Below are 15,042 nucleotides of genomic sequence, written 5' to 3'. Positions count from 1 at the left end.
TGGCTACCCGAAAGAGTTCTCGACGATGATGACCGATTCGACGGCGTCCGCCGTTTCCCCGCGCCCCTCTCTCGGCGCTCGCATCGGACGCATCGCGTTCCTCGTGGTCGCCGCCCTCGTGGTGGTGGCCGTCGCGGGCGCGTTCTTCGTGACCTGGACGATCCAGCGCTCCTTCCCGCAGACCTCCGGCTCGACGACGCTCGAGGGGCTGAAAGCGGAGGTCACCGTGCAGCGCGACGCCAGCGGGGTGCCCACGATCACCGCCGACTCCTCGGACGACCTCTTCTTCGCCGAAGGCTTCGTGCACGCGCAGGACCGGTTCTTCGAGATGGACTTCCGCCGGCACGTCACCTCCGGCCGAGTCGCCGAGCTGTTCGGCGCCTCCCAGGCCGGCACCGACGCGTTCCTGCGCACGCTGGGCTGGCGCACGACCGCCGAGGCCGAGGTCGAGGCGATGGACGACGTCACCCGCGGCTACTACGAGGCCTACGCGGACGGCGTCAACGCCTACCTGTCTTCCCGCTCGGGTGCGGAGCTCTCCCTCGAGTACGCGGTCCTCGGACTGCAGAACCCCGACTACGAGCCGGAGCCGTGGCAACCCGCGGACTCGGTGGCGTGGCTGAAGGCGATGGCCTGGGATCTCCGCACCAACGTCGAGGACGAGACCGAGCGGGCACTCCTCGCGGGGCAGCTCGCCGAGGACCCGGAGGTCGATGTGGAGGCTCTGCTCGGCACGCTCTATCCGGACTACCCGTTCGACCGGAACCCCGTGATCGTGCCCACCATCTCCACGGTCCCGCCGCTGGAGACCGGCGCCGAGCCCGCCGCCTTCACCGTGCCCGAGGGCGACGGCGAGGCACAGCAGGCGCTCACGACCGTGGAGTGGGAGGAGACCTCGTCCGTCATCGAGGCGGCGAGCGTGCTCGTCGGCGACGTCGGCGAGGGGATCGGCTCCAACTCCTGGGTCGTCTCCGGCGACCTCACCGCATCCGGGATGCCGCTGCTGGCCAACGACCCGCACCTCGGCGCCTCGCTCCCGTCGGTCTGGTACCAGGTGCAGCTGAAGTGCTCGACGGTGGACGAGGACTGCCCGTTCGACGTCGGCGGGTTCTCCTTCTCGGGGCTTCCGGGCATCGTCATCGGACACAACCAGCGCGTGGCGTGGGGCTTCACGAACCTCACCACCGACGTCACCGACCTGTACGTCGAGCGCATCGAGGGCGACTCCTACTGGCGCGACGGCGAGCTCGTGCCGCTGGAGGAGAGCACGGAGACCATCGAGGTCGCCGGCGGGGACGACATCGAGCTCACCATCCGCTCCACCGTGCACGGACCGATCATCTCCGGCCTCACGGATGACTTCACCGGCATCGCGGACGACCCGACGCCAGGGCTCACCGCGGAGGGCGCCGTTCCGGCCGCTCCCGGCTCGGATGCCGCCGAGTACGCGGTGAGCCTGCGGTGGACGGCGCTCGACCCCGGCACCACCGCGACGGCGATCTTCGCGCTGTCGACCGCCCAGGACTTCGAGGACTTCCGCCGCGCGGCCTCCCTGTTCGACGTCCCGGCGCAGAACCTCATCTACGCCGACGTCGACGGCAACATCGGCTACCAGACCCCCGGCCGGCTCCCGATCCGCGGTGCCGGCGACGGCTGGATGCCGCAGCCCGGGTGGGACAGCAGCTACGACTGGACCGGGTACATCCCGTTCGAGGAGCTGCCGGTGTCGTACAACCCCAGCTCCGGATACATCGTCACGGCCAACAACGCCATCGTGACCGACGACTACGAGCACTTCCTCTCCCGAGACTGGGACCAGGGATACCGCGCCGCCCGCATCGCCCACCTCATCGAGCGCCGGGCCGCGGCCGGGCCCCTGACGGCCGACGACATGCGGGACATCCAGATGGACGGCGAGATGTGGATCGGCACGCAGCTCGTCGCCGCGATGAAGGACATCGAGGTCGAGGGAGCCGGTCCGCAGCAGGCCGTCGAGCTGCTCCGCGGCTGGGACGCGCAGAACAGCGCCTCGTCGGCGGGCGCCGCGTACGCGAACGTGCTCTGGTCGAACCTCGTGCAGAACATCTTCGCCGAGCGCGAGCAGCCGCTGCCGATCGACGGTCAGGGCCGGCTGTTCACCGTCGTCGGAGCGATGCTGGAGAAGCCGGCGGACCCGCTGTGGAGCAACCCCCAGCTCGATGTCGAGGGCCGGGACGAGATGCTCGCACTGTCGGCCGAGGAGGCGTACGACGAGCTGTCCGCGCTTCAGGGCACGGACGTCGCGCGGTGGAACTGGGGCGATCTGCATGCCCTCACCCTCACGAGCGACACGTTCGGCTCGTCAGGCATCGCCCCGATCGAGGCCCTCTTCAACCGTGGTCCGTATCCGGTCGGCGGCGGCACCTCCGTGGTCGATGCGACCGGGTGGCAGCTCGGCGTCTCGTACGCCACAACCACCGTGCCCTCCATGCGGATGGTCGTCGATCTCGCCGACTTCGACGACTCGACGTGGATCCACCTCACCGGAGCCTCAGGGCACGCCTTCCACGAGCACTACGTCGATCAGACCACGGACTGGTCGACGGGGGTGCAGCGGTCGTGGGCGTTCACACCGAAGGCCGTCAAGGCGGCAGCGGTCGACACCCTGACGCTCACGCCCGCCGGCTGAGAGGAGCGTGGAGGGTGCTCGGCTAGCGTGGACAGGTGCCCACCAGCTACCTCGCCCCGAAGGGGACGCCGGCCACCCTCCTGGAGTTCGAGCACGGAGGCGCGACCCTGATCGCCGAGACCTTCGGCGACGGACCGCCCACCTACCTCCTGCTGCACGGCATCGGCATGGGGCGCAGCGTCTACCTCGACCTCACCCAGCGGCTGCAGGGGCGGGTGATCGCGCTCGACCTCCCCGGCTTCGGTGAGGCGCCCGAGCCCACCCGCACGCTGACCATGCAGCGGCACGCCGACCTGGTGGCCGCCTACCTCCGGCACGTCGACGCGGACCCGGTGGTGGTGATCGGGCACTCGATGGGGAGTCAGATCGCCGCGGAGCTCGCCGCCCGGCATCCCACCCTCGTCGCCGGAGTCGTGCTGGCGGGTCCGACCGTCGACAAGGCCGCCCGGAACGTGGGCGCCCAGGCGCGATACCTGCTGCAGGACCTCGTGGGCGAACGACCGCTCGTCATCTGGCGCGGTGCCCGGGAGTACCTTCGCGGCGGCCCGCATCTGATCCGCAAGATGCGCGCGACCATCGTGCACAAGCCCGAGAAGGCCTTCGTGCGCATCCAGTGCCCGGTGCTGGTGCTGCGCGGGGAGGACGACCCGCTGGCGCCGATGAGTTGGTGCCAGGTCATCCTCGACGCGATCCCCGGCGCGGAGCTCGCCGTCATCCCCGACCACGGCCACGGCACCCTCATCAGCGACTCGGAGCCCGCCGCCCGCCTGATCGAGGCCTTCGCCGCCCGCACCTGACCCTTCGAATCGCTGCCCGCGCCCCTCGGGTCCGTCGACCGTTCATAACTCAGGAGATCGCGGCGCGTTGGGGCGGTTCGGCGGCCGAGGCAGGCTGCGGCTGCCCTTTCTCCTGAGTTGTGAACGGCGCGCGCCGACGAGCCGGGGCCCGAGCGCCTCGATAACCTCCCGCAGCGCCTCTCGCGTGCCTGCGGGGTCGGAGAAGATGTCAGCGGCGAGCGGCCGGATCGTGACATAGCCGAGACGAGCGGCCGCCATGTCCCGCGCACGATCCCGTTGCTGCTTCGCCCAACCCTCGTGAAAAGCGCGGCTGTCGCACTCGACGATCAGCCATCCATCGACGACGAAGTCGACTCGACCCACGCCGGGGATGTGGACCTGTGTCTCGAATGAGGCACCGAGCGACCGGAGGAGGAGCCGCACGAAGGTCTCCGGCCCCGACTCGGATGACGCGTCGGCCAGGGCGAGCACCGCGCCGAACCGCGGCGGCAGCCGAGCGAAGATCGCGCGCAGTTCGTCCATCGTGATGAGGCGCTGATGAAGGAGGCTGTCCAGGGTGGCCACCGACGCCCGAGGCGACTGGCATCGGACGGCATGCCGTACGGCCGCATCCAGGGACGTGACGTGCAGCGTACTCGCTGCACCGTCCTCTGCCCAGTGCACCCTGTGAGCCTCCGCGTCTCGACGCCCCAACCGCGAGCGATGGGGCTCGACCTGCACGTGCACACCGTGGGCCGCGAGCACGAACACCCCGAGCATCTGGAGAAGGGAGACGCAGGTGACGCGACCTCCGATCCGCACGGCCTCCGCGACGACAGGATCCACATCCGGGCGGGCGTATCGGTCCCGGCGCAGTCGCAGAAGCCGCCCGCTCCGCACCAGGGCGGTTAGCTCGCGCCCCCTCAGCCCCGCGGAGCGAAGATCCGCTCGACTGAACACCGTGGAGTCGAAGACCTCTGCTGCGCGCTGGGGTCCGGAGTGGGCGATCACATCCCGGAGGATGCCCGGCGCGACACGGCGGGACGGGGAATGAGACCGGATGTGGAGTGGCCGCTCCGGATCGCGAGGCGGTGGAGGAGAAGTGGGGGCCGCGCACGGCGTTCACAATTCAGGAGAATCCGTCCCCCATCCGACCTGAGCGCACGCGCGGCCCGATGACGCCGCGGATCTCCTGAGTTGTGAACCGACAACGGGCGGAACCGGCTACGTCGGCGGCGAGGCGGTCAGCCGGCGGCGGGAGGGGTCTGCTTCGACTCGGCGAGCTCGTCGACGACGAGACCCCGCTGCTCGATGGTGCCGTTGCGGTAGGCCTGGCGACCGACCATGTGCGCAGACAGGGGGGCGGTCGCGAACTGCATGAGTACCACGGGCGCCACGAGCACGAGACCGAACAGCACACCGCCGATCGACCGCTGCGACAGAGCGATCGCGACGCAGATCAGCAGCAGCCCGAGCACCTGGGGCTTCGTCGCGGCGTGCAGTCGCGTCGGCACATCGCGGAAGTGCAGGAGCCCCACGGAGGCGGAGAGGCAGAGGATCGCCCCGAGCAGGATGAGGACGAGCACCGCCACATCGACGACGGCATCCGGGATCATCAGACCGAACACGTTCATGGTGTCGTGTTGTCCCTTCTCGCGACGAACCGGGCGACCGCGATCGACCCGAACACGCCGACCGCCGCGATGATGAGGAGCACGGGGATATTGCGGGTGTGGCCGTTGATGGCCATCTCGGCGCCGAGCACGCACATGACCTCGGTCAGCAGCACGTCGGCAGCGACGGCGCGGTCGAGGATCGAGGGGCCGCGGACGATGCGGATGACGGCGAGGATCGCAGCCACGGCGAACACGGCGAGGATGATGAGGAGCAGGGTGTTCATCGGGCACCGCCGATCGTCGCGGGGTCGATGCGGCCGGCGCGCTCGTCGGCCTTGAGCGCGCGGTACTGGGTCGGGTTGCCGAGCGCCCGGACGATGCGCTTCTCCCAGCCGAGGACGCCCTGCCGCTGCTTCTCGACGTCCTCCTTGCTGCGCACGCCGATCACGTGCAGATAGAGAATCCCGCGGTCGCGGTCGGCCTCGACGACGAGGGAGCCCGGGATGAGCGACGACACGACGGCGACGTGGGTCATGACGAGGTCGTCGGCGTAGCGGAGGGGTACCGCGACGATGGCGGTACCCGGCTGGCGGCGGAAGTCGAACACCTGCGCCGTCACGGAGAGCGCGCCGCGGAGGATCGCGAACAGGAACTGCACGACGAACAGGGCCCCGTACCAGAGGTTGACGCGCCCCGAGAGCTCGACCGTGGGAAGGCGGAACACCCGCGTCACGAAGATCGCCACCACGAGTCCCGTGAGGAAGGACAGCACCGTGAACTGGGCCCACAGCAGCATCCACAGCACGATCAGCCAGGCGAGGAACGGCAGCTGCATGCCGATGTCCCGCCAGACGCGCTTGGTCTCGGGCCTCATCCCTCCACCTCGTCTTCCAGCTGTACGAGGTTGACCGGCTGCAACAGGCCCGCCCCGATACGGTCGCACAGAGCGTACAGCGGTCCGGCGAAGATCGTCAGGGCCAGTGTGACGGTGACCATGCCGGCGGTGGCCATGGTCATGATCCTCGGGATGTGCCGGCGCTCCTGCTGCTCATCAGCGGCGGGGGCTCCGGTGAGGTAGGAGATGCGGCCCTCGGTCTCGGTCGAGTCCTCCTCCTCGCGCCAGAAGGCGAGGTTCCAGGCGCGCATGAGCGCATACAGGGTGAGCAGCGAGGTGATGATGCCGCCGAAGATGAGCACGATCATCAGCGGCGTGCCCACGGAGGCCGCGGCCTCGAACAGGGCGAACTTGCCGATGAACCCGGAGAACGGCGGCAGACCGCCCAGGTTGATGGCGGGGATGAAGTACAGCAGCGCGATGACGGGGGCGATCTTCAGCAGGCCCTTGACCCTCAGGATCGACGTGCTGCCCGCCCGACGTTCGATGAGTCCCACCGCCAGGAACAGGGTGGTCTGCACGACGATGTGGTGGACGATGTAGTACACGGTCGCGCCGATGGCGGCCGGGGTCGCGATCGCCAGACCGAAGATCATGTAGCCGACGTGGCTGACGAGTGTGAACGACAGGATCCGCTTGAGCTCGGCCTGCGCGACGGCGCCGAGGACACCGACGACCATGGTCGCCAGCGCGATGATGAGCAGCAGGGTGTCGATGCTGTTCGAGGCGAACAGCTGCGTCTCGGTCCGGATCAGCGCGTACACGCCGACCTTGGTCAGCAGGCCGGCGAACACGGCGGTGACCGGCGCGGGGGCCGTCGGGTAGGAGTCGGGCAGCCAGAACGACACGGGGAAGATCGCGGCCTTGATCCCGAAGGCGACCACGAGCATGAGGTGCAGGACGAGCTGCGTGTCCTGTGGGAGTTCCGACATGCGCTCGGCGATCTGGGCCATGTTCACCGTGCCGAGGGCACCGTAGATCATCGCGATCGACGCGAGGAACAGGATCGACGACACGAGCGAGACGACGATGTAGACCGCCCCGGTGCGGATGCGGGACTCGGTGCCGCCCAGGGTGATGAGCACGTATGAGGCGACCAGGAGGATCTCGAACCCGACGTACAGGTTGAACAGGTCGCCGGCGATGAAGGCGTTGAAGATGCCGGCGGCGAGGATCAGGTACGAGGGGTTGAAGATCGAGATCGGGGTCTCGTCCGCCCCGTCCGCGACGCCCTGGCCGATGGAGAAGAGGAGGACCGCGAGCAGCACGATGCTGGAGACGAGCACCAGCAGGGCGGCGAGGCGGTCGACGTAGAGGACGATGCCGAAGGGCACCGGCCACCCGCCCACGGAGACCGCGAGGGGGGATCCCGCGTCGACGACGACGAGCAGCACGGCCGCGATGACGGACACGACCGCGAGCGTGGCGACGGTGACGAACACCTGCAGGCGCGCGTTGCGACCGAAGACGAGGGTGACCGCGGCACCGAGGAGCGGCAGGGCGACGAGGAGGGGGACGAGCGTGGTCATGGCCTGCCCTCCCCGTTTGTCGTGTCGTCGTCCCGGTCCGCGTCGGCCTCGTCCGCGCCGTCGGGTTCCGGCTCCGGCTCGGGCACGTACGGCGCGTCGTACGGCGCGTCATCGTGGATCGCCGGGTTGTCGCGCATGTGCAGGACGGTGATGGGCGCGGTCTGCACGCCCACGAAGTCGGTCGTGGCGTCGTCGTCGTCCGTCTCGGACTCGTCGTCCATGAGGTCTTCGTCTTCGTCGGTGCGCTCCCGCAGCGCGATGTCGGCCTCGTCGTCCTCGACCGTGTCCGCCTGACCGAGCTGCCAGGAGCGGTAGATGAGCGCCAGCAGGAAGGCCGAGACGGCGAACGTGATGACGATCGCGGTGAGCGTCAGCGCCTGGGGCAGCGGGTCGCTCAGGTCGCCCTCCGTGCCGAAGAACGGTGCGTTCCCCGGTACGCCCATGACGATGAGCAGGAGCAGGTTCGTGGCGTTCCCGAGCAGGAGGAAGCCGATGAGGACGCGGGTGAGGCTGCGCTCCAGCATCGCGTAGACGCCGCAGGCGAAGAGCACGGCCATGATCGCGATGAGGGCGAGCGAGACGTCCATCAGCCGTTCCCCCCGGTCCTCGAGGAGAAGTCGACGGCGGTGCTCTCACCGGGGCGGAGCGCCGCCTGCCGGTCGACCTCGGCGCCGAGGCTGCGGAGCACGTCGAGGACGAGTCCGATCACGACGAGGTAGACGCCGATGTCGAAGATGGTCGAGGTGACGAACTCCATGTGTCCGATACCGGGGATCTCCCACTCCCAGAAGGTGCTGGTGAGCGGCGCCATGCCGAAGAACAGCGGCACGACGGCGGTGCCCACGGCGAGGATGAGGCCCGCGCCGAGGAGTCTTCCGGCATCGGTCGGCGCGGCGGCACCCAGCTCCCAGCGGCCTCCCGCGATGTAGCGCATCACGAGGGCCATGCCCGCGACGAGCCCGCCCGCGAAGCCGCCGCCGGGGAGGTTGTGCCCGGCGAAGAGCAGGAAGATCGACACCACGATGATCGTGTGGAACAGGATCCGGACGATCACCTCGAGCAGGATCGACCGGTTCTCCGGCTTCATCTTCTGGCCGCCCACGAGCCAGGCGCGCGGTGCCGAGCGGTTCTCCGCGGTCTGGAAGCGCACGCCGTCCGTGGTCTCCACGAGCGGCCGGCTCCGTGCCGACTTCCGCACCGAGCGGGGCAAGGTCTTCGTGGCGGCGAGCAGGTCGGCGCGGTGGGTCACGAAAACGAGAGAGGCGACACCGGTCGCGGCGAGCACGAGCACGGACAGCTCGCCCATCGTGTCCCAACCGCGGAGGTCGACCAGCGCCACGTTCACGACGTTCTTGCCGTGGCCGATCTCGTACGCGATCTCCGGGAAGATCGCCGAGATGGGGTCGGCCACGCGGGACTGGGTCGCGACGACGGCGACGAACGCCATGGTCAGGCCGACGCCGATCCCGAGGAGGGCGCGCGGGATGCGGCTGACGGAGGCGTTGTGCTCGCCCATCCGCGCAGGAAGGCGGCGCAGCACCAGGGCGAAGGTCACCATGGTCACCGTCTCGACGAGGATCTGGGTGAGCGCGAGGTCCGGTGCTCCGCTGGTCGCGAAGAGGACGACCATGCCCAGGCCCGTGACGGAGGCGAGCACGACGCCGGTGTAGCGCTTGCGGGCCCGCACGGCCACGACGCCGGCGACGGCCATGATCGGGGCCACGGCGAGCTGAGCCGGCGTGTGCCAGAGCGAGAGCTGATAGCGGTCGATGTCGCTCGCCACGAGCGCGGTGACCTCGGCGGCGACGAAGACGACGAAAATCGTCCCCACGTAGACGGGCAGCGAACCCCGCTGGGTGAGCGTGGTGCTCAGCACCGAGAGCCGGTCGATGCCGCGCATCACCACGTAGTAGGCGTCGGCGGCCGTGAACGGCAGCAGTCGCGGACGACGGTCCCACCCGGTCCGGCGGGTGAGGAGGAAGAGGCCGATGCCGAGCAGGATCGACAGGATCGAGATGCCGAGAGCGGGCTCGAGGCCGTGCCAGAGCGCGAGGTGTCCCGGGCCCTCGACGGCCGCGCCCTCGTGGTCGAGTCCGGGGGTCGCGGTCAGCGCATAGGGCTGCAGGGCGACGTCGAGGGCCGGGGCGCCGATGCCCGCGGCGAGCGTCACCCCGGCGAGGATGATCGGTGCCGAGAGGAAGCCGACCGGCGGATCGGGCCAGACCGTGTCGGGCTGCCGCTGTCCGTCGGCGTCGCGCTTGGTCCAGAACGCGCCCCAGAGGAAGCGGACACCATATGCCGCGGTGAGCATGGATCCGAGCGCGACGCCGATCAGGGCGACCAGACCCCACACGGAGCCGCCCAGCGCATCATCCAGCAGCGCCGTGAGCGTCGACTCCTTCGCCACGAATCCGATGGTCGGAGCCACCCCGGCCATCGAGGCCACGGCGATGAACGCGGCCGTGGCCATGACCGGCGCCTGCCGGCCGACGCCGGAGAGTTCGGTCACGTCACGGGTGGAGAGCTGGCGGTCGATGACGCCGACGATGAGGAACAGCGCCGACTTGAACAGCGCGTGCCCGATCACCAGCGCGATGCCGGCGAGGGCGGCCGCCTGCGTGCCGTAGCCGACGACGACAGCGAAGAAACCGAGCTGGCTCACCGTGCCGAACGCGAGCACACGCTTGAGGTCGGTCTCCCGCAGCGCCTGGATGCCCCCGAGGAGCATCGTGAGGATGCCGAGTGTGAGCACGATCGGCCGCCACGTCGGGCTGAACGCGAAGATGGGTGCGAAGCGGGCGATGAGGTAGATGCCGGCCTTCACCATGGCCGCGGCGTGCAGGTAGGCGCTGACCGGCGTCGGGGCCGCCATGGCGCCCGGGAGCCAGAAGTGGAAGGGGAAGAGCGCCGATTTGCTGATGGCGCCGATCAGGAGCATGACGATCGCCGCATCGACGATCGGACCGGTCGGCGCGATCGCGAGGATCTCCCGGATGCTCGATGTCCCCGCGTCGACGACGAGGAGCACGACGCCGACGAACATGACGAGTCCGCCGAGCGTGGTCACCAGGAGCGCCTGGAGCGCGGCACGTCGGCTGGCGGCGCGGCGTCGGTAGTGGCCGATGAGGAGGTAGGAGAGGATGCTCGTGGCCTCCCAGAACATCACGAGCATCACGAGGTCGTCGGTGAGGACGAGACCGTACATCGCGCCGGCGAAGGCGAGGAGCACGCCCGCGAACTGCCCGATCCCGGCCGCCTCGTCGTGGAAGTACCAGCGGCAGTAGAGCAGCACGAGCGCGCCGACGCCGGTGACGATGAGCGTGAGCACCCACCCGAGGACGTCCATGTTCATGGACAGGTTCAGCCCGAGCTGCGGGATCCACGGCACCGAGACGAACGGGACCGGGCCGTCGAGCACCTGCGGCGTGAGCACGAGGGCGTGCACGAACGCGGCGGCCGGGACGAGGGCGGCGACGGCGAAAGCCTGAGCTCCCAACCAGCGCACCAGAACGGGCATCAAGAGCGACCCGAGAAGGAACACTGCGAGGAGCATCAGCATATACGCGGCTCCTCGGGGCTCGTCGGCCGTACGGCTCAGGCGGGCGGTGTCCGTCCAGTTTACCGGGCCGAGGCGCCTGTCGGCTCCGCGAGCTTCGAGATCGCGTGTCAGAGTGGTCGTATGCGGCGGGTCCGGGGGCGGGAGCTGGCGGGGTGGGCGGCCGCGCTGGGACTCGCGCTGATCGTCGTCGGATACCTGGCGTCGTCACCCCGGTCGACGCTGATGTTCGACGACGGGGACTCGCTGATCGTGGCTCTGGTCGCCCGATCGATCCTGGACGGCGGCGGGGGCGACTGGGCGATGTCCAGTGTGCTCTTCCTTCCTGAGATCGCGGTGTTCACGGCCCTCGACGCCGTGCTGCCCTTCGACGTGGACGGCGTGCTGGCGGCCAACGCGGTGGTGAACGTGCTCGCGCTCTACGGGGCGATACGCCTCGCCGCCGGTCGGCGCGTCGAGGGTCGGGCGCCGGTCGCCTGGTCGGTCGCGGCCCTCGCGACGTTCTGTCTCCTCATCCTCACCGAGTCGTCGACGTCGCGCGACGCGCTCGAGCTCGCGTCGCTGATGCTGACGACCACGTGCTACTCGGCCACGGTCGTGGGCGTGCTCCTCGCCGTGGCTCTGTGTCGGCGCGTCCTCGACGACACCTCCGGAGGCGTGACGCCGGCGATCGCCCTCGGTGCGGTCGCGGCGGTCGCGACCATGAGCAATCCGCTGTTCGCCGTATGGGCCACGGTGCCGCTCTCCCTGATCCTCGGCGCTGTCTCCCTCGCTGCGCCCCCGGTCCGGCGTCACGCGCCGGCCCTGATCGGGGCCCTGGTCGGGGGCAGCGCTCTGGGCTTCCTCGGTCGCATTCCGTTCTCGGCATGGATCGCGAACTCCGGCGCGGGCTACGTGCAGCCCTCGGAGTGGGCCCACGCCGTCGAGTACTATGCGGGACTCGCGATCGAGCGCCTGTCCACCCCCGGCGGCGTGCTGGCCGCGGCCGTCATCCTGACGCTGACGGTGCTCGCGGTCGTGCGGACGGCGCACGCGTCGGACAGCGGCATCCGCCTCGTGGCGATGGCAGCCTGGGTCCTCCCGCTCTTCGTGATCGTCGGCGGCATCGCGGCGGGAACCCACGCGGCCCGGTACCTGCAGCCGCTCGTGTTCGCCCCGATCCTCGTCCTCGTCGCACTCCCGCGCGTCCGGATGCCGCGAGCCGCGGTGACTCGCGTCGTCCCCACCGTCGTCGCCATCGCCCTCCTCGTCGGCAGCGCGGCGGCCGTGCCGCGCATCGTGCAGGCGGCGAGCGCGCCCGACCGCGATCTCGCCTGCGTGACCGACTGGGTGGACGCGTCGGGGCGCACCGGTGCGGGACAGTTCTGGACGATCCGACTGCCCAAGCTGCACGCGTCGGATCCCGCCCGGCTCGTGCAGGTCGACCACGAGCTGCACGGCTACGCCTGGCTCGTCGATCGTCGGGACTTCGCCGTGGGTGCGGTGTCGTTCCTCGTCGAGGACACGCAGACCGTGCCGTGGAACCTGCCGACCACCGCGGAGCCCACCGCCCTCGTCGAGTGCGGGCGGTACCGCATCCTCGACTACGCGCCGGCGACGCTTCCCCTCGGGCCCGCGCGTTCGTGACCGGTGCGCGCTGTCAGCGCGAGGGGGGCGGTGCGGTCGTCGTGCCGGCCCGGAACACGCAGTGCAGGTCCTGGGTCACGCCCGGCTCCCCGCGCAGCATCCGGGCCACCTGCTCCCCGGCGGCCCTGCCCTTCTCCACCGCGGGCTGCACGCTCGTGGTGAGGGTGAGATCGCCGAGGCCGTCGAGCGGGATCCCGTCGAAGCCGGCCACCGAGAGGTCTTCGGGGACACGGAGTCCGAGTTCCTCCGCGGCACGGATCACGCCGACGGCGAGCAGGTCGCTCTGCGCGAGCACGGCGGTCGGCCGGGTGGCGGGATCGGCCAGCAGCATCCGCCCGACGAGGATGCCCTCGTCGATGAGGCTTCCGGAGGCCGAGATCGCCGGGGCGTCGGGGAAGATCTCACGCATCCCGGCGAGACGGTCGACCGTCACGTCGACGGTCGCGTTCGCCAACCGCTCCGGCGTGATGAGGGTGCGCTCGCGCTCCGCGTCCAGCGAGAGGGTGACGAGCGCGACGTCCTGATGACCGAGGTCGCGCACGTGACGGGCGATGTCCGCGGAGGCGGCGACGTTGTCCAGCGTGATGCGCGGCACATCGAGCCCCGCATCGCCCTCGATGACGACGACCGGGAGACCGCGTCCGAGCACGATCTCCAGGGACGCGCGGGTGCGCCCGGAGCATCCGATGAGCACCGCGGCGTCGACGGGAGCGCTCGCGATGGCAGAGCCGTCCTCGCCCGGCTCGTCGCGCATGAGGAGGATCCCGGCGCTGAGGTCGGCCAGGCCGTCGGTGAGGCCGTCCATCATCGCGGTCGTGACCGGATCGAGGAACGCCGCGCGCAGATGTCCCTCCAGGACCACCGCCACGATGCCGCTGCGCCCGCGCCGGAGGGAGGCGGCGCGGGGATCGGGGCCGGTGTAGCCGAGGTCGGTCGCGGCGGCGAGCACCCGGTCCCGGGTGGCGGGTGCGACCTTGGCCTTGCCGCTGAAGACGACGGACGCGGTCGAGGTGGCGACCCCCGCCTCGCGAGCCACATCGGCGATCGTGGGCCGTCGCGGCGTCTCCCTGGTCATACTCCGAGGATAGCCCGGTTCCGTCACCGGAGGTCGAATCGATTCGATAGGCTGTCCGCCATGGACACCGCCCTCACCCGCTCGCAGTTCGTGCGCTGGCGCACCGCGATCTTCGCCATCTTCCTCGCCAGCGGCCTCTCGATCGCGACCTGGGCCTCCCGCGTGCCGGGGATCAAGGAGGCGCTCGACCTCGACAACGCGCAGGTCGGCCTCATCCTGCTCGGCATGGGCGTCGCGTCCATCCTCGGCATCTCCACCAGCCCTGCGGTGATGGCGCGGACCGGCGCGCGACGCGGCATGCTCCTGGCGATGCTCACGTTCGCGACCGGCATCGCGCTCGTCGGCCTCGGCGCCACCGTCTTCGGGTCGGTGCCTGTCGTGCTCATCGGCATGGTGCTCTTCGGTTTCGGCAACGGCTGCGTGGACGTGATGATGAACGTCGAGGCCACCGCCATCGAACAGCAGATGGGCCGCACCATCCTGCCGGTCTTCCACGCGTTCTTCAGCTTCGGCACCGTGCTCGGCGCCGGTATCGGCGCCCTCGCCGCGGCGCTCAAGGTCGACGTCGGCACGCACGCCGTCTCGATGGGCGTCCTCATCGCCGCGATCGCCGTCGTCTGCTTCTTCCAGGTGCCGGTGCGCGAGGCCGCGCTCGACCCCGAGGACCACGAGAAGCCCCCGTTCCGTCAGCGGATGCACACCGCCCTCGAGGCCTGGCGCGAACCCCGCACCTACCTGCTGGGAACCGTCATGCTCGGCATGTCCTTCGCGGAGGGCGGGGCCAACGACTGGATCGCCCTGGGCACCGAGCAGGGGCACGGGTTCGCGGAGGGCACGGGGGCCGTCGCCCTGGCGGTGTTCTCCGTCGGGATGACGGTGGTGCGCCTCTTCGGCGGACCGCTGGTCGACCGGTTCGGCCGGGTGCTGGTGCTGCGCATCCTGGCCGCGACGGCCGCCACCGGAATCCTGCTGTTCATCCTCGCGCCCACACTGCCGCTGGTCCTCGTCGGCGCAGCCCTGTGGGGCATCGGCGCGTCGCTCGGCTTCCCCCTCGGCATGTCGGCGGCGGCGGACGACCCGGCCAAGGCCGCCGCACGGGTGAGTGCGGCGGCGACGATCGGCTATGTGGCGTTCCTCGGCGGCCCTCCCGTGCTCGGCGTCATCAGCGAGCACATCGGGCTGCTCAACACGCTCTTCATCCTCGTCGCGCTCGTGGTGCTCTCCGGCCTGTTCTCCGGCGCCGCCCGGCCGCTCCGCACGGAGGAGAAGGCTCCACCGGTTCGGACCACCGAGCGCTGACC

12 protein-coding genes are annotated in these 15,042 nt (G+C 70.3%); 4 read left to right on the top strand and 8 right to left on the bottom strand.

All coding sequences use genetic code 11. From position 1 onward, the window contains the following. Positions 1-28 precede the first annotated feature (28 nt). Together AB0310_RS10385 and AB0310_RS10380 are read left to right on the top strand one after the other, a co-directional pair. Complete coding sequence (locus AB0310_RS10385) at positions 29-2,668, top strand: penicillin acylase family protein (protein WP_522727340.1); 2,640 nt, start codon at positions 29-31, stop codon at positions 2,666-2,668. 35 nt (positions 2,669-2,703) lie between these two features. Further along, on the top strand, positions 2,704-3,465 hold the full coding sequence (locus AB0310_RS10380) for an alpha/beta fold hydrolase (RefSeq protein WP_268777578.1): 762 nt from the start codon (positions 2,704-2,706) through the stop codon (positions 3,463-3,465). Between the two features lie 42 nt (positions 3,466-3,507). Here the strand turns inward: AB0310_RS10380 and AB0310_RS10375 are convergent, their stop codons facing one another. The 7 genes from AB0310_RS10375 to AB0310_RS10345 form a co-directional block, all read right to left on the bottom strand. Continuing rightward, on the bottom strand, positions 3,508-4,029 hold the full coding sequence (locus tag AB0310_RS10375) for an endonuclease domain-containing protein (protein WP_259954132.1): 522 nt from the start codon (positions 4,027-4,029) through the stop codon (positions 3,508-3,510). Positions 4,030-4,688: 659 nt separating this feature from the next. Further along, on the bottom strand, positions 4,689-5,078 hold the full coding sequence (gene mnhG, locus AB0310_RS10370; protein ID WP_071328007.1) for a monovalent cation/H(+) antiporter subunit G: 390 nt from the start codon (positions 5,076-5,078) through the stop codon (positions 4,689-4,691). Continuing rightward, positions 5,075-5,344 carry an MrpF/PhaF family protein gene (locus tag AB0310_RS10365; protein ID WP_187662839.1) on the bottom strand — a complete coding sequence of 90 codons (270 nt, stop codon included), beginning with the start codon at positions 5,342-5,344 and terminating at the stop codon, positions 5,075-5,077. Before AB0310_RS10365 ends, mnhG begins: the two co-directional genes overlap by 4 nt. Then, complete coding sequence (locus AB0310_RS10360; RefSeq protein WP_259954135.1) at positions 5,341-5,934, bottom strand: Na+/H+ antiporter subunit E; 594 nt, start codon at positions 5,932-5,934, stop codon at positions 5,341-5,343. Before AB0310_RS10360 ends, AB0310_RS10365 begins: the two co-directional genes overlap by 4 nt. Next, positions 5,931-7,484, bottom strand: a complete 1,554-nt coding sequence (locus tag AB0310_RS10355; protein WP_366237177.1) for a Na+/H+ antiporter subunit D — start codon at positions 7,482-7,484, stop codon at positions 5,931-5,933. The genes AB0310_RS10360 and AB0310_RS10355 overlap by 4 nt, the downstream gene beginning before the upstream one ends. Continuing rightward, positions 7,481-8,071 (bottom strand): Na(+)/H(+) antiporter subunit C, encoded by a 591-nt coding sequence (locus tag AB0310_RS10350; RefSeq protein WP_366237176.1) that lies wholly within the window; start codon positions 8,069-8,071, stop codon positions 7,481-7,483. The genes AB0310_RS10355 and AB0310_RS10350 overlap by 4 nt, the downstream gene beginning before the upstream one ends. Then, complete coding sequence (locus AB0310_RS10345) at positions 8,071-11,043, bottom strand: Na+/H+ antiporter subunit A (RefSeq protein WP_187662836.1); 2,973 nt, start codon at positions 11,041-11,043, stop codon at positions 8,071-8,073. The genes AB0310_RS10350 and AB0310_RS10345 overlap by 1 nt, the downstream gene beginning before the upstream one ends. Positions 11,044-11,163: 120 nt before the next feature. On the opposite strand from AB0310_RS10345, the gene AB0310_RS10340 reads away from it, so the two are divergent. After that, positions 11,164-12,666 carry a hypothetical protein gene (locus AB0310_RS10340; protein ID WP_366237175.1) on the top strand — a complete coding sequence of 501 codons (1,503 nt, stop codon included), beginning with the start codon at positions 11,164-11,166 and terminating at the stop codon, positions 12,664-12,666. Positions 12,667-12,679: 13 nt separating this feature from the next. Here AB0310_RS10340 and AB0310_RS10335 read toward each other — a convergent pair whose 3' ends face one another. Beyond that, positions 12,680-13,741: a LacI family DNA-binding transcriptional regulator gene (locus tag AB0310_RS10335; protein WP_268777583.1), complete on the bottom strand. Its 1,062-nt coding sequence runs from the start codon at positions 13,739-13,741 to the stop codon at positions 12,680-12,682. 60 nt (positions 13,742-13,801) lie between these two features. On the opposite strand from AB0310_RS10335, the gene AB0310_RS10330 reads away from it, so the two are divergent. Continuing rightward, a complete protein-coding gene (locus AB0310_RS10330; protein ID WP_366237174.1) occupies positions 13,802-15,040 on the top strand; it encodes an MFS transporter in 1,239 nt (412 codons plus the stop codon). Positions 15,041-15,042: the final 2 nt, after the last annotated feature.

The sequence above is a fragment of the Microbacterium meiriae genome, assembly GCF_040702565.1.
Taxonomy (GTDB): Bacteria; Actinomycetota; Actinomycetes; order Actinomycetales; family Microbacteriaceae; genus Microbacterium; species Microbacterium meiriae.
The sequence above is the reverse complement of the archived record's forward strand: the minus strand, read 5'-3'. Positions and strand labels throughout refer to the sequence as shown.

What these genes read in the sequence shown, in the direction of transcription:
- AB0310_RS10350 (WP_366237176.1), bottom strand. Translation starts at nt 8,071, where the DNA reads ATGGACGTCTCGCTCGCCCTCATCGCGATCATGGCCGTGCTCTTCGCC.
- AB0310_RS10385 (WP_522727340.1), top strand. Translation starts at nt 29, where the DNA reads ATGACCGATTCGACGGCGTCCGCCGTTTCCCCGCGCCCCTCTCTCGGC.
- AB0310_RS10330 (WP_366237174.1), top strand. Translation starts at nt 13,802, where the DNA reads ATGGACACCGCCCTCACCCGCTCGCAGTTCGTGCGCTGGCGCACCGCG.
- AB0310_RS10355 (WP_366237177.1), bottom strand. Translation starts at nt 7,484, where the DNA reads ATGACCACGCTCGTCCCCCTCCTCGTCGCCCTGCCGCTCCTCGGTGCC.
- AB0310_RS10340 (WP_366237175.1), top strand. Translation starts at nt 11,164, where the DNA reads ATGCGGCGGGTCCGGGGGCGGGAGCTGGCGGGGTGGGCGGCCGCGCTG.
- mnhG (WP_071328007.1), bottom strand. Translation starts at nt 5,078, where the DNA reads ATGAACGTGTTCGGTCTGATGATCCCGGATGCCGTCGTCGATGTGGCG.
- AB0310_RS10345 (WP_187662836.1), bottom strand. Translation starts at nt 11,043, where the DNA reads ATGCTGATGCTCCTCGCAGTGTTCCTTCTCGGGTCGCTCTTGATGCCC.
- AB0310_RS10335 (WP_268777583.1), bottom strand. Translation starts at nt 13,741, where the DNA reads ATGACCAGGGAGACGCCGCGACGGCCCACGATCGCCGATGTGGCTCGC.
- AB0310_RS10365 (WP_187662839.1), bottom strand. Translation starts at nt 5,344, where the DNA reads ATGAACACCCTGCTCCTCATCATCCTCGCCGTGTTCGCCGTGGCTGCG.
- AB0310_RS10360 (WP_259954135.1), bottom strand. Translation starts at nt 5,934, where the DNA reads ATGAGGCCCGAGACCAAGCGCGTCTGGCGGGACATCGGCATGCAGCTG.